At 52.2% G+C, this 13280-nt stretch carries 11 protein-coding genes and 2 tRNA genes; 3 read left to right on the top strand and 10 right to left on the bottom strand.

What is annotated here, in order from left to right; translation table 11 throughout:
* Positions 1–36 precede the first annotated feature (36 nt).
* From rpsO to HVZ39_RS02590, 7 genes are all read right to left on the bottom strand, one after another.
* Positions 37–306 carry a 30S ribosomal protein S15 gene (gene rpsO / locus HVZ39_RS02620; RefSeq protein ID WP_000059465.1) on the bottom strand — a complete coding sequence of 90 codons (270 nt, stop codon included), beginning with the start codon at positions 304–306 and terminating at the stop codon, positions 37–39.
* Between the two features lie 272 nt (positions 307–578).
* Positions 579–1523, bottom strand: a complete 945-nt coding sequence (gene truB / locus HVZ39_RS02615; protein ID WP_181633193.1) for a tRNA pseudouridine(55) synthase TruB — start codon at positions 1521–1523, stop codon at positions 579–581.
* Complete coding sequence (gene rbfA / locus HVZ39_RS02610; protein WP_003024988.1) at positions 1523–1927, bottom strand: 30S ribosome-binding factor RbfA; 405 nt, start codon at positions 1925–1927, stop codon at positions 1523–1525. Before rbfA ends, truB begins: the two co-directional genes overlap by 1 nt.
* 220 nt (positions 1928–2147) lie before the next feature.
* Positions 2148–4838 (bottom strand): translation initiation factor IF-2, encoded by a 2691-nt coding sequence (gene infB, locus HVZ39_RS02605; protein WP_016154667.1) that lies wholly within the window; start codon positions 4836–4838, stop codon positions 2148–2150.
* A gap of 24 nt (positions 4839–4862) precedes the next feature.
* On the bottom strand, positions 4863–6350 hold the full coding sequence (nusA, locus tag HVZ39_RS02600) for a transcription termination factor NusA (protein ID WP_003024992.1): 1488 nt from the start codon (positions 6348–6350) through the stop codon (positions 4863–4865).
* Positions 6351–6378: 28 nt separating this feature from the next.
* Positions 6379–6831 carry a ribosome maturation factor RimP gene (gene rimP, locus HVZ39_RS02595; RefSeq protein WP_003024996.1) on the bottom strand — a complete coding sequence of 151 codons (453 nt, stop codon included), beginning with the start codon at positions 6829–6831 and terminating at the stop codon, positions 6379–6381.
* A gap of 207 nt (positions 6832–7038) precedes the next feature.
* Positions 7039–7115: transfer RNA gene (locus tag HVZ39_RS02590), tRNA-Met, on the bottom strand.
* A 334-nt stretch (positions 7116–7449) separates the two neighbouring features.
* On the opposite strand from HVZ39_RS02590, the gene argG reads away from it, so the two are divergent.
* Positions 7450–8793, top strand: coding sequence for an argininosuccinate synthase (gene argG / locus HVZ39_RS02585; RefSeq protein WP_003024998.1), 1344 nt, complete (start codon positions 7450–7452; stop codon positions 8791–8793).
* 204 nt (positions 8794–8997) lie between these two features.
* On the opposite strand, the gene HVZ39_RS02580 is transcribed toward argG, so the two are convergent.
* The 3 genes from HVZ39_RS02580 to HVZ39_RS02570 form a co-directional block, all read right to left on the bottom strand.
* Positions 8998–9084 (bottom strand) — tRNA-Leu (locus tag HVZ39_RS02580).
* 9 nt (positions 9085–9093) lie between these two features.
* Entirely contained in the window at positions 9094–9426 is a 333-nt protein-coding gene (secG, locus tag HVZ39_RS02575; protein ID WP_003025000.1) for a preprotein translocase subunit SecG, read from the bottom strand.
* A gap of 167 nt (positions 9427–9593) precedes the next feature.
* Positions 9594–10487, bottom strand: a complete 894-nt coding sequence (locus HVZ39_RS02570) for a LysR family transcriptional regulator (protein ID WP_181633192.1) — start codon at positions 10485–10487, stop codon at positions 9594–9596.
* Positions 10488–10635: 148 nt separating this feature from the next.
* Here HVZ39_RS02570 and iadA point away from each other — a divergent pair, with 148 nt between their 5' ends.
* Both iadA and dcuC read left to right on the top strand, forming a co-directional pair.
* Positions 10636–11769 carry a beta-aspartyl-peptidase gene (gene iadA, locus HVZ39_RS02565; RefSeq protein ID WP_016154669.1) on the top strand — a complete coding sequence of 378 codons (1134 nt, stop codon included), beginning with the start codon at positions 10636–10638 and terminating at the stop codon, positions 11767–11769.
* Positions 11770–11779: 10 nt separating this feature from the next.
* A complete protein-coding gene (gene dcuC, locus HVZ39_RS02560) occupies positions 11780–13246 on the top strand; it encodes a C4-dicarboxylate transporter DcuC (protein ID WP_181633191.1) in 1467 nt (488 codons plus the stop codon).
* Positions 13247–13280: the final 34 nt, after the last annotated feature.

Below are 13280 nucleotides of genomic sequence, written 5' to 3'. Positions count from 1 at the left end.
GCCATGAAGGCCCCCTCTTTCTGAAACTCGAAAGAATTAGCGACGCAGACCCAGACGCTCGATCAGCGCGGTGTAACGTGCAACATCTTTACGTTTCAGGTAGTCGAGCAGTTTACGACGCTGAGAAACCATGCGCAGCAGACCACGACGGCTGTGGTGATCTTTTTTGTGCTCTGCAAAGTGGCCCTGCAGGTGGTTAATCTGTGCAGTCAACAGAGCAACCTGAACATCGGTAGAACCGGTGTCGTTTGCATCACGACCAAACTCAGAAACGATTTTAGCGGTAGCTTCAGTACTTAGAGACATTTTAAAACTCCAAAGTGTTAAGAATGAAAGGATGCCGATCTCTAATTCAGCTATCCCAGTGTATACACGCCTTCTTCAAACTGACCCTGCGCTGGCTGTGTCCGCTCACCTCGGTCACTTACTTGAGTAAGCTCCTGAGGATCCTCAGACCTGCCGCCTTGATGCAGCTCGAATGATTTTGTGTACACGCCACGCAGATTGTTAAACAATTTACGCGACGTTAAGCGGCAGTATTCTACTCGCAGCGCCCTTTTATCGCAAGACAGAGAGCGCTATGCAGGATACTCAACCACCAGGCGACGAGGGGCGACACGACCTTCATCGTCCATCTCCCCCATGCCGATAAACTTGCCGTCATCGCCTTCCGTCACGCGCACCAGCCCTTCAAGCGGCGCACCTGACGTCCGTACCGGGTTACCATTTTTAAAGTAAACCGACGATGTTAAAGTCAAATTAACAACAGGGTAGTCCGATGCAGGACTGTCCATTGGCATCAGCAAAGGATCAAGCAGCTGCGCCGCCGGAATGTTCTGCTGTTCGGCCTGTTCAACCAGCTCATGCAGATGTTCCAGCGTAACCATACGATCCACCGGATATTTGCTGACCGTCAGACGACGCAGATACGTTACGTGCGCGCCGCAGCCGAGCTTCTCACCGAGATCGTCAACGATGGTGCGAATATAAGTGCCTTTGGAGCAGTGAACTTCCAGCTCCAGCTCGTTACCTTCGTGGCGAATAAACAGCAGCTCATAGACGGTAATCGGGCGCGCTTCACGCGGCACTTCAATGCCCTGACGCGCATATTCGTACAGCTTTTTACCCTGGTACTTCAGCGCCGAATACATTGACGGAATCTGCTCGATATCGCCGCGGAAAGTCTCCAGCGCGCTGGCAAGCTGCTCTGCGCTGAAGGTTACCGGACGCTCCTGCACGATTTGCCCATCGGCATCGGAGGTGTCGGTACGCTGGCCCAGACGGGCAACCACACGATAGCGTTTGTCAGAATCCAGCAAATACTGGGAAAACTTAGTCGCTTCACCGAGGCAGATAGGCAGCATGCCTGTTGCCAGCGGATCCAGCGCGCCGGTATGTCCCGCGCGGTTGGCATTGTAGATGCGCTTTACTTTTTGCAGTACGTCATTGCTGGACATGCCCTGCGGCTTATCCAGCAGCAGAACACCGTGAATGTCGCGACCACGACGACGAGGACGACTCATCAGTCCTCCTTGCTGTCGTCCGCTGGGTTCACACGACGCTCATCGTCATGTTTCACCACGCTGGTCACCAGGTTGGACATGCGCATCCCTTCAACTAACGAATTGTCGTAGAAGAAGGTCAGCTCAGGCACGATACGCAGACGCATTGCTTTACCCAGCAAAGAGCGGATAAAACCAGAGGCTTCCTGCAGTGCCTTAATACCGTTTTTCACGGCAGCTTCGTCCTGATCGTTGAGGAAAGTCACGAACACTTTAGCGTATGCCAGGTCACGGGACATCTCAACACCCGATACGGTGGTCATCATACCAACACGCGGGTCTTTGATTTCGCGCTGCAGGATGAGTGCGATTTCTTTCTGCATCTCCTGCGCGACACGCTGTGGGCGACCAAATTCTTTCGCCATAATAAATTCTCCAGAATAAAGACAAAAAAGGGGCCATAAGCCCCTTTTTAAATTTCTTGCCGGGTGGCGCTTCGCTTCCCCAGCCTACACTTAATCATCTTCTAAGGATTTTGGGTTGCAGCAAGGCGGCAAACTCGTAAATCCCCGGGAGCATAGATAACTATGTGACCGGGGTGATCGAGCGCAGCCAACGCAGTTGCGGCCCAAAAGACGACGAAGATTATGCGATGGTACGTTTGATCTCGATAATCTCGAACACTTCGATCATATCGCCAACGCGAACGTCGTTGTAGTTCTTAACGCCGATACCACATTCCATGCCGTTACGGACTTCGTTGACGTCATCTTTGAAGCGGCGCAGGGATTCCAGCTCGCCTTCATAGATAACCACGTTGTCGCGCAGTACGCGGATTGGGTTGTGACGTTTAATCGTGCCTTCGGTAACCATACAGCCTGCGATAGCGCCGAATTTCGGTGATTTGAACACATCACGAACTTCAGCCAGACCAATGATCTGCTGTTTCAGTTCCGGAGACAGCATGCCGCTCATCGCTGCTTTCACTTCGTCGATCAGATGATAGATGACGGAGTAGTAACGCAGATCCAGGCTTTCTGATTCGATAACTTTACGTGCAGAGGCATCAGCACGGACGTTGAAGCCAACCAGAATCGCGTTGGATGCCGCAGCCAGGGTCGCGTCGGTTTCGGTGATACCACCTACGCCAGAACCGATAATCTTCACTTTTACTTCGTCGGTAGACAGTTTCAGTAAAGAGTCGGAAATCGCTTCTACAGAACCCTGAACATCGGCCTTCAGAACGATGTTCACTTCGTGAACTTCGCCTTCGGTCATGTTGGCGAACATGTTCTCCAGTTTAGATTTCTGCTGACGAGCCAGTTTAACTTCACGGAATTTGCCCTGACGGTACAGTGCAACTTCACGGGCTTTCTTCTCGTCACGAACAACGGTAACTTCGTCACCCGCAGCCGGAACACCGGACAGACCCAGGATTTCCACCGGAATGGATGGACCCGCTTCCAGTACTTCCTGACCCAGTTCGTTACGCATCGCACGAACACGGCCGTATTCGAAACCACACAGTACGATGTCGCCTTTGTTCAGCGTACCTTCACGTACCAGCACGGTAGCAACCGGACCACGACCTTTATCCAGGAAGGATTCGATAACCGCACCGCTCGCCATACCTTTACGCACAGCTTTCAGTTCCAGTACTTCGGCCTGCAGCAGGATAGCATCCAGCAGTTCGTCGATACCGGTACCCGCTTTCGCAGAAACGTGGACGAACTGGCTCTCGCCGCCCCAATCTTCCGGCATGATGCCGTACTGGGACAGTTCGTTTTTAACGCGATCTGGATCCGCTTCTGGTTTATCGATTTTGTTGACTGCAACCACTACCGGCACACCTGCCGCTTTCGCGTGCTGGATAGCTTCGATAGTCTGCGGCATCACGCCGTCATCTGCTGCAACAACCAGAACAACGATATCCGTCGCCTGAGCACCACGAGCACGCATGGAGGTAAACGCGGCGTGACCCGGGGTATCCAGGAAGGTGATCATACCGTTGTCAGTTTCAACATGGTACGCACCGATGTGCTGAGTAATGCCGCCCGCTTCGCCAGAGGCAACTTTCGTGGAGCGAATGTAGTCCAGCAGAGAGGTTTTACCGTGGTCAACGTGACCCATGATGGTCACTACCGGTGCGCGCGGTTCTGCCGCAGCGCCGGTGTCACGGTCGCTCATTACTGCTTCTTCCAGCTCGTTTTCACGACGCAGGATAACTTTGTGGCCCATCTCTTCGGCAACCAGCTGTGCGGTTTCCTGGTCGATGACCTGGTTAATGGTCGCCATTGCGCCCAGCTTCATCATCGCTTTGATGACCTGAGAACCTTTGACTGCCATCTTGTTTGCCAGATCGCCAACGGTGATGGTTTCGCCGATCACAACGTCACGGTTAACGGCCTGAGCCGGCTTCTGGAAGCCCTGCTGCAGAGCAGAGCCTTTACGCTGCTTACCGCCTTTACCGCCGCGAACCGCTGCACGCGCTTCTTCACGGTCAGCTTTAGATTCAGCGTGTTTGTTACCTTTCTTCGCCGGACGCGCTGCTTTCGTGCTGCGAGTACGACCACGACCGCCTTCTACTTCACGATCGTTCTCGTCTTCTGCCTGGCGAGCATGCTGAGAGGTAGTGACGTGATAATCGCTGGTATCTTCAACAGGTTCAGCGTTATTCACACCATTCTTCTCGTTTTCTTCCGCCATACGGCGAGCTTCTTCCGCTACGCGGCGCGCTTCTTCTTCAAGCTTGCGACGTGCTTCTTCTTCCGCTTTACGCTTCAGTTCTGCGGCTTCATTTTCACGGCGGGCTTTTTCGGCCTGGGCGGTTTTAGTCATATCGTCGGTCTGTTGATTGCTCACTTTGTCTTTTTCCGCAGCTTCACGTTTCGCTTTATCAGCGGCTTCACGCTTAGCTTGTTCTGCGGCCTCACGTTCGGCTTTTTGTTGCGCCTCGCGTTTGGCAGCTTCTTCTGCCTCACGACGGGCTTGCTCTTCCGCTTCACGCTGCGCCTGCTCTTCCGCGGCAAGGCGTTCAGCCTCTTGCGGATCGCGTTTCACAAAGGTGCGTGTCTTGCGGACTTCGATTTGTACCGATTTGCTTTTTCCACCGGTACCTGGAATATTGAGAGTACTGCGCGTTTTACGCTGCAATGTCAACTTATCGGGCGCTGAGCCGTTTTCACGGTTCAGATGCGCCAGTAAGGTTTGTTTCTCTTGTGCGGACACAGAGTCGTCAGCAGACTTCGGGATACCTGCATCAGCAAATTGCTGTACCAGGCGATCCACGGAGGTCTGTATCTCTGCAGCCAGCGTTTTTACGGTTACATCTGTCATACTGTTCCTTCCTGCTACAGTTTATTACGCTTCGTCGCCGAACCAGCAAATATTACGGGCAGCCATAATCAGCTCACCGGCTTTTTCGTCGGTCAACCCTTCGATATCAGCCAGATCATCAATGCCCTGTTCAGCGAGATCTTCCAGCGTACAAACACCACGGGCAGCCAGTTTGAAAGCCATCTCACGATCCAATCCTTCCAGATTCAGCAGATCGTCAGCCGGTTTGTTATCACCGAGACTTTCTTCCTGGGCCAGTGCCAGAGTGGTCAGTGCGTTTTTAGCACGCTCGCGCAGCGCTTCAACGGTCTGTTCATCCAGGCCGTCAATTTCCAGCAGCTCTTTCATTGGCACGTAGGCCAGTTCTTCCAGCGTCGCAAAACCTTCTTCTACCAGAACCGTCGCGAAATCTTCATCGATATCGAGATATTTGGTGAAGGTATCAATGGCTGCATGTGCTTCAGCCTGATGCTTCGCCTGCAGGTCATCAACGGTCATCACGTTGAGTTCCCAACCGCTCAGTTGTGAAGCCAGGCGGACGTTCTGACCATTACGTCCAATCGCCTGAGCCAGGTTACCGGCTTCAACCGCGATATCCATGGTGTGTTTGTCTTCATCCACCACGATAGAAGCGACGTCTGCTGGCGCCATTGCGTTAATCACGAACTGCGCCGGGTTATCATCCCACAGGACGATATCGATACGCTCGCCGCCCAGTTCGGTAGAAACCGCCTGAACGCGCGCACCGCGCATACCCACACAGGCGCCGACCGGATCAATACGCTTGTCGTTGGTCTTAACGGCGATTTTCGCACGTGAACCCGGATCGCGAGCAGCCGCTTTAATTTCGATCACTTCTTCGCCAATTTCCGGCACTTCAATGCGGAACAGCTCTATCAGCATTTCCGGTTTGGAACGGGTTACGAACAGCTGGGCACCGCGCGCTTCCGGGCGTACAGAGTAAAGAACGCCACGGATACGGTCACCTGGGCGGAAGTTTTCACGCGGCAGCATGTCTTCACGCAGGATCACGGCTTCAGCATTGCTGCCCAGATCCAGAGAAATGTTGTCGCGGTTAACTTTCTTCACCACACCGGTGACGATTTCGCCTTCGTGTTCGCGGAACTGATCGACAACCATTGCGCGTTCAGCTTCACGTACTTTCTGTACGATAACCTGTTTCGCGGTCTGGGTGGTGATACGGTCAAAGGTGACAGATTCAATCTGATCTTCAACATATTCGCCCACGTTCAGGCTTTCGTCTTCGAAGCGTGCCGCTTCCAGCGTAATTTCTTTGGTCGGCTGAGTAACTTCTTCTACGATTACCCAACGACGGAAGGTATCGAAATCACCGCTTTTACGATCGATTTCTACGCGAACATCGATCTCTTGCTCATATTTTTTCTTTGTTGCTGTAGCCAGCGCACTTTCCAGCGCTTCAAAAATTTTCTCGCGTGGCAGCGCTTTTTCGTTGGATACGGCTTCAACAACAGCCAAAATTTCTTTGTTCATCGCGGGCTTTTCACCTCAATCCAGACTGTTAAAAGTGGGGAACCAGGTTCGCCTTCTGGATATTACTCAGCGCGAACACTTCATCTTTACCTTCGACTGTGACCGTGATCATCTCACCATCCACCGCTTTGATAACGCCCTGCCATTTACGACGGTTTTGTACCGCCATACGAAGAACCAGCGTCACTTCTTCACCCAGGAAACGCACGTAGTGTTCAGCTGTGAACAGAGGACGGTCGAGACCCGGAGAGGAGACTTCCAGGTTGTAGGCAACGGTGATTGGGTCTTCGACATCCATCACGGCGCTTACCTGATGGCTCACATCAGCACAATCATCAACATTGATGCCATCTTCACTATCAATATAGATGCGCAGTGTGGATGTGCGACCACGAATAAATTCGATGCCGACCAACTCGTAGCCCAGGGCTTCAACTGGCGCTGTAATCATCTCTGTTAATTTTTGCTCTAATGTGGACAAGCCCACCCCCAAGACATAAAAAAAGGGCCTAAAGCCCAGTTATTCTGTAGTCAGATAACAAAAAACCCCGATAAATCGGGGCTTTATATAACTGAACCCTATAACCGCACCTGCGGTTCGGAAAACCTTCCGAAAGAATTTTTTTCAAATCCAGCTACGAAGGCCTAAGTCTTCACAGTATATTTGAAAAAGAACTCTAAGGGAAAGTGGTTGCGGGGGCCGGATTTGAACCGACGACCTTCGGGTTATGAGCCCGACGAGCTACCAGGCTGCTCCACCCCGCGCCTGAAACGTGGCAAATTTTACTCGTTTTGGGTAAAAAATGCAAATACTGCTGGGATTTGGTACCGAGGACGGGACGTAAAATCTGCGCACAGTATATTGATTCACTATGCGGTATGTCAACCTTGTTACGACTATGCAAATCAATGAATGCTGCCCAGCGAATATTCGACCAGATAAATGTGTCACCCGCGCCGTTATTTAACGAAATTATCACTAAACTCTTCCTGTCATCCAGAAAAGATGATTAAATGAAAACTCACTTATTTTGCATAAAAATGCAATTAGTATAATAAGCCGACCTCTTCACCAGTCTATCAAGCAGGGTTTTATTTTATGACGACGATTCTCAAGCATCTCCCGGTAGGTCAACGTATTGGTATCGCTTTTTCCGGCGGCCTGGACACCAGTGCAGCACTGCTGTGGATGCGACAAAAAGGGGCTGTCCCATATGCATATACTGCGAATTTGGGCCAGCCGGATGAGGATGACTATGACGCCATTCCTCGCCGTGCAATGGAATATGGTGCTGAGAATGCTCGCCTGGTAGATTGCCGTAAGCAGCTGGTTGCCGAAGGGATTGCTGCGATTCAGTGCGGTGCATTCCACAACACCACCGGCGGACTGACCTATTTCAATACCACTCCGCTGGGCCGTGCTGTCACCGGCACCATGCTGGTTGCGGCCATGAAAGAAGATGGCGTAAATATCTGGGGTGACGGTAGCACCTATAAAGGTAACGATATTGAACGTTTCTATCGTTACGGTCTGCTGACCAACGCCGAACTGCAGATTTACAAACCATGGCTGGATACCGATTTTATCGATGAACTCGGCGGTCGCCATGAGATGTCCGAATTTATGATTGCCTGTGGTTTCGACTACAAGATGTCCGTTGAGAAAGCGTACTCCACGGACTCCAATATGCTCGGGGCGACCCACGAAGCAAAAGACCTCGAATTTCTGAACTCCAGCGTCAAAATCGTCAACCCGATTATGGGCGTGAAATTCTGGGATGAGAGCGTGAAGATCCCGGCAGAAGAAGTCACCGTGCGTTTTGAGCAGGGTCATCCGGTTGCGCTGAACGGTAAAACCTTCAGCGACGACGTTGAGATGATGCTGGAAGCCAACCGCATCGGCGGTCGTCACGGTCTGGGTATGAGCGATCAGATTGAAAACCGTATCATTGAAGCGAAAAGCCGGGGCATCTACGAAGCTCCGGGGATGGCATTGCTGCACATCGCCTATGAGCGTTTACTGACCGGGATTCACAACGAAGACACCATCGAGCAGTATCACGCGCACGGTCGCCAGCTTGGTCGTCTGTTGTATCAGGGCCGCTGGTTTGACTCTCAGGCGCTGATGCTGCGTGACGGTCTGCAGCGTTGGGTTGCCAGCCAGATTACGGGTGAAGTGACGCTGGAACTGCGTCGCGGTAATGATTACTCCATCCTCAACACCGTGTCTGACAATCTGACTTACAAACCAGAACGTCTGACGATGGAAAAAGGCGACTCGGTATTCTCTCCGGATGATCGTATCGGTCAGTTGACCATGCGTAATCTGGATATCACTGATACCCGCGAGAAGCTGTTCGGTTATGCGCAGTCTGGCCTGCTGACCGCCTCTTCCACAACCGGCCTGCCGCAGGTTGAGAATCTGGAAAACAAGGCGAAGTAAATATTCATCATCTTCAGGCCGCGAAAGCGGCCTTTTTTATGCGCAGAAAATAGGGATGTTCTGCGACCCTGAGGCCTGATAAGCCAGGCATCATCAGGTATTGTAATAGTCGGACGGCGTCCTAAATGTCTTATCCGACCTACAGAACTACCACAAATGACAGACGAAAAAAAAGACGCTTTGCAGCGTCTTTTTTTTGGAATTTGGTACCGAGGATGGGACTCGAACCCACAAGCCCGTTAGGGCACTACCACCTCAAGGTAGCGTGTCTACCAATTCCACCACCTCGGTACAGAATACTTAGCGTGGGATATCGCTGGTCGGCTGAGCCGGAGCAGCTGGCTGAGTTTGCTCGGTTTTCGCCGGTGCACTCAGATTTTCCCACTCACTTCCTTTATTGGTCTTATTGCTGTTCATGTTACCCAGCACCAGACTGATGATGAAGAACAAGGTTCCCAATACAGCTGTCATGCGGGTCATGAAGTTACCAGAACCACTTGAACCAAACAGAGTACCAGAAGCGCCTGCGCCAAAAGAGGCTCCCATATCAGCGCCTTTGCCTTGCTGCAGCATGATCAAGCCTACCAGGCCAATTGCCACAATAAGGAAAACTACTAAAAGAGCTTCGTGCATAATCAACCTGTTCCTTGCGGAGTTGCCGCGTACAATGCTTCGACCATTAAAGCGGGAATGTTTACTGTTTCCCACTGAAGCGGGTGTGAATACTAACCAAAGCGAATAACCTTCGCAAGGGCAATTTGTTAGCATTGTATCAACTGCGGAAAAAATCGCCATATCAATCAAAAACGCAGCAACTTCTCCCAGCATCTCTGCATGACGGCGCGTTGATCGTCAAGATTCGCCCATACCACAACGGGGATTTCACAAATCAGGTCAGCGTTTTCTGGCCAGCAGTGAATAATTTGCTGGTTCACCAACTCTTCCGCCACCATCGATTCGGGTAACCATGCCATTCCCATATGCCGCAGCACCATTTCTCGTATCGTTTCGCTTAAACCACTCTCAAACACTTTTTTCAGACGTGGGCGGACGCGTTGTTCAGCTGGCTCAATAATGCGTCTGACAAAGGTGTAGTCGCTATAGCATAGCCATGGGAGCGGCACATGCGGATCGTTAAGCGCATTAGCCAACTGCGCAGAAATAACCGGTATAAATCGCTCATACCGCCATAGTGAACGTTTTAACCCTCCGGCAATCTCCAGCCCCGGCTGCGAAGATGGTAAATCGTAGGTCACCAGCAGATCGATTTGCCGATCTATCAAGGCGTTAAAATGGTTGTCTATCCCCTGAATACTGGCATTAACCGTAAAATTTAACTGCGGTTCGCTCTGTCGCAGATAGTTGATCATATCCGGCAGGATATTCACCGACAGCGTATGCAGGCTAACCATCACCAGCGTATTGTCCGTTGCTGGCGTCATCGCCGATAGCTCGTGGCGCGCCTCTGTTAGTGTACTGAGGACGTGCCGGGCATAGGGTTCAAAGCGTTCACCATAGCGTGTCAGCGTAACGGGGGTCGTGGTCCGGTCAAACAACGGCACCCCTAACACCTCTTCCAGCGCCTTTATACGCCGACTGAGTGCGGGTTGAGTAATATGCCGCTGCGCCGCGGCCTGAGAGTAGTTTCCATGCTGACTCAATGCCAGAAAATCTTCCAGCCACTTACAATCCACGTTGAACTCTCCACCATGCCATAACCGCATCCTCCAATACCAAATCGGTAATAGTCATAGTTATAGTAATGGCTTTATGGTGGGCATCATAACAACAATATTCCTTTTCACCTGCCGACTCTCACCCACGACGTTTGACAGGACCGATATGTTTACTTTATTGACCAATGCCCGTGTTTTTTCTCCCGAGGATTTAGGCCTCTGCTCCCTGCTCATTCATGCCGACCGAATTGTGGCGGTAGAAAAAGATATTTCCCTGTTTGATGGCGTCGACGAGGTCATCGATTGTCATGGCAAATGGGTTATCCCAGGCATAATCGATCAACATGTCCATCTTACCGGTGGCGGTGGCGAGGCTGGATTTGCCAGCCGAACGCCAGCCGTCAAGCTACGCGATCTGATTCAGGCAGGAATTACCACGGTTGTCGGCGTGTTAGGTACCGATGCCATTTCTCGTTCGCCCAAAGACCTCTACGCCAAAATGCAGTCTCTCAACCTTGAGGGATTACGCGCATTTATGCATACGGGAGCCTACGCGGTACCCAGCCCAACCATTACGCGATCCATCCGCGATGACATGACCTTCATTCCGGCGATTCTTGGCGTCAAAATCGCCCTCGCCGATCACCGTGGTTCTTACCCCTCTTTCCAGGAATTGCTGAGAATAGTAAGCGATATCCGCGTGGCTTCCCTGCTGGCAGGCAAAAAAGGGTTACTACATGTACATCTGGGGAATCTGCCGGAAGGGATGTCACAGCTTATTGAGCTGTGTGATGCAGGCATTCCGATTCACCACATTTCACCGACCCATGTTGCGAGAACAGCGCCCTTGTTCGAACAGGCGATTGCGTTCGCTCATCGTGGCGGCCATATCGACGTTACGTCTGGCGGTAGTCGCTTTATGCCTCAGGAGCAGGCAATCCTCCACGCTCTGGAAGCCCAGGTTCCAGCCGATCGCATCACGATCAGCTCTGATGGTAATGGCAGCGTTCCGCGCTTTAACGCCCAGGGTATTGTGGAAGGCTTAAGCGCGGCACCGGTCGCAGGTAACCTTAATCTTCTTCCTCGTCTGATTGATGTGGGGATCCCAGTGCCACAAGCGATCGCGATGTTGACGGCAAACGTTGCGCGCTCGCTGGGTATTTCCGGCGGCGTGCTCTGCGCCGGGGAACGTGCCGATATCTGTGTACTCAATGATGACCTCTCGCTGGCCCATCTGTTCGCTGCGGGTAAGCCGTTGCTGCGGGATGGCGAGTGCCTGGTTACTGGCAACTTCGAGTAAGGGGGCAAGAATGTCATTATTACTGGCGCTAATTGCCATCATTTTTGCCGGACGTCTGATCCTCAAAAAATATCACCCCCAGTCAGTGTTACTGTTGACCGGGATTGTGCTGCTGCTTATTGCGCATTTTAGCGGGATGACCACGCTCAGTGGCCTGGTGAAAAAAAGCACCGGATTCGGCCCCTTTGATGCCTTTGAGTTTATTCGCGATACCCTGAGCGTGCGCCTCGGCGGCCTTGGGCTGCAAATTATGCTGATTGGTGGTTTCGCTACATATATGTCGGCCATTGGCGCAAGCCAGGTGCTGGTTCGGGTGACGTCTCGCCCTTTGCAACGCCTGAACTCACCGTATCTGCTGTTGGGACTGGCGCTGTTGCTGGGTCAATTCCTGTCGCTGTTTATAAGCAGCGCCACCGGGCTGGGTCTGCTGTTGATGGCGACGCTCTACCCGCTGCTGACCCGTCTTGGCTGTAGCCGCGCTGCCGTTGCCGCCGTTATCGCCAGTACCTGTGCGGTTGAATTTGGTCCAGGTTCCGGCAACTCGGTTCTCGCCGCCAAAACCGCAGGCATCGAGGTGGTGAACTATTTCGTGCAGGATCAGTTGCCGATCGTCGTCCCCGTTATTCTGTTCATCGCCCTGTTACATATTGTTGTGCAACGCTTTTTCGACCATCGGGAAAGCAGTGACGGTGTGGCTCAGCAGATGCAGACATTAACGTCGACCGATGAAACTGAAGCACCGATCGCCTGGCTTTTTCTGCCCATGCTACCTCTGGCGTTGATGCTGGTGTGCAGTGATTTAGTATTCAGTTCGCTCAAAATTACGCTGGATACCGCCGTACTGATAAGCCTCGCCATTACCCTGGTTTGTGAGTATTGCCGTCATCGTAAGGCGCGCGAGGTGATGGCAGGCGTACAAAAAGTCTTCGACAGCATGGGCAGCGTTTTTGCTACCGTCGTCACGCTGATTATCGCCGGTGAAGTCTTTTCAGCCGGACTGAAAGCCATTGGCGCCGTCGATGCGCTGCTGTCGCTTTCCGGTGAATTTGGCCTCAGCGCCGCCTCTATTATCCTGCTGATGACCCTGATCACCTTTGCAATTTCAGCGCTAATGGGCTCAGGAAATGCCGCGTTTTTCTCCTTCGCCCCAATGGTACCGGACATCAGCCGTCATATCGGTAGCGACATCGCAGTCATGATGTTGCCTATCCAGATATCGGCGGGTATTGGTCGTACGTTATCCCCCATTGCCGGCGTCATCATTGCTATCGCGGGAATTGCAGGCGTCTCACCTGTGGACATTGTTAAGCGCACCGCGATTCCGATGCTGGGCGGTTGGTTACTGATGATTGTGCTGACCTTTGCCCGGTCAGGGCATTTGCTGGCGGTTCTGCCGTGGCTGGCAGTCCTTGTAATATTAATGATCGGTGGTTACTTCTGGCAGCGCCGACATAAACAGTCGCTTCCCGTACAGTAAAAAAAACCGGAGTCCCAGACTCCGGTTTTCACTG

The sequence above is a fragment of the Citrobacter sp. RHB35-C21 genome, from assembly GCF_013816515.1.
Lineage (GTDB): Bacteria > Pseudomonadota > Gammaproteobacteria > Enterobacterales > Enterobacteriaceae > Citrobacter > Citrobacter braakii.
The sequence above is the reverse complement of the archived record's forward strand: the minus strand, read 5'-3'. Positions and strand labels throughout refer to the sequence as shown.

Coding starts and splice junctions, on each gene's coding strand:
- iadA (WP_016154669.1), top strand. CDS start 10,636: ATGTTTACTTTATTGACCAATGCCCGTGTTTTTTCTCCCGAGGATTTA.
- argG (WP_003024998.1), top strand. CDS start 7,450: ATGACGACGATTCTCAAGCATCTCCCGGTAGGTCAACGTATTGGTATC.
- nusA (WP_003024992.1), bottom strand. CDS start 6,350: ATGAACAAAGAAATTTTGGCTGTTGTTGAAGCCGTATCCAACGAAAAA.
- rbfA (WP_003024988.1), bottom strand. CDS start 1,927: ATGGCGAAAGAATTTGGTCGCCCACAGCGTGTCGCGCAGGAGATGCAG.
- infB (WP_016154667.1), bottom strand. CDS start 4,838: ATGACAGATGTAACCGTAAAAACGCTGGCTGCAGAGATACAGACCTCC.
- secG (WP_003025000.1), bottom strand. CDS start 9,426: ATGCACGAAGCTCTTTTAGTAGTTTTCCTTATTGTGGCAATTGGCCTG.
- truB (WP_181633193.1), bottom strand. CDS start 1,523: ATGAGTCGTCCTCGTCGTCGTGGTCGCGACATTCACGGTGTTCTGCTG.
- dcuC (WP_181633191.1), top strand. CDS start 11,780: ATGTCATTATTACTGGCGCTAATTGCCATCATTTTTGCCGGACGTCTG.
- rpsO (WP_000059465.1), bottom strand. CDS start 306: ATGTCTCTAAGTACTGAAGCTACCGCTAAAATCGTTTCTGAGTTTGGT.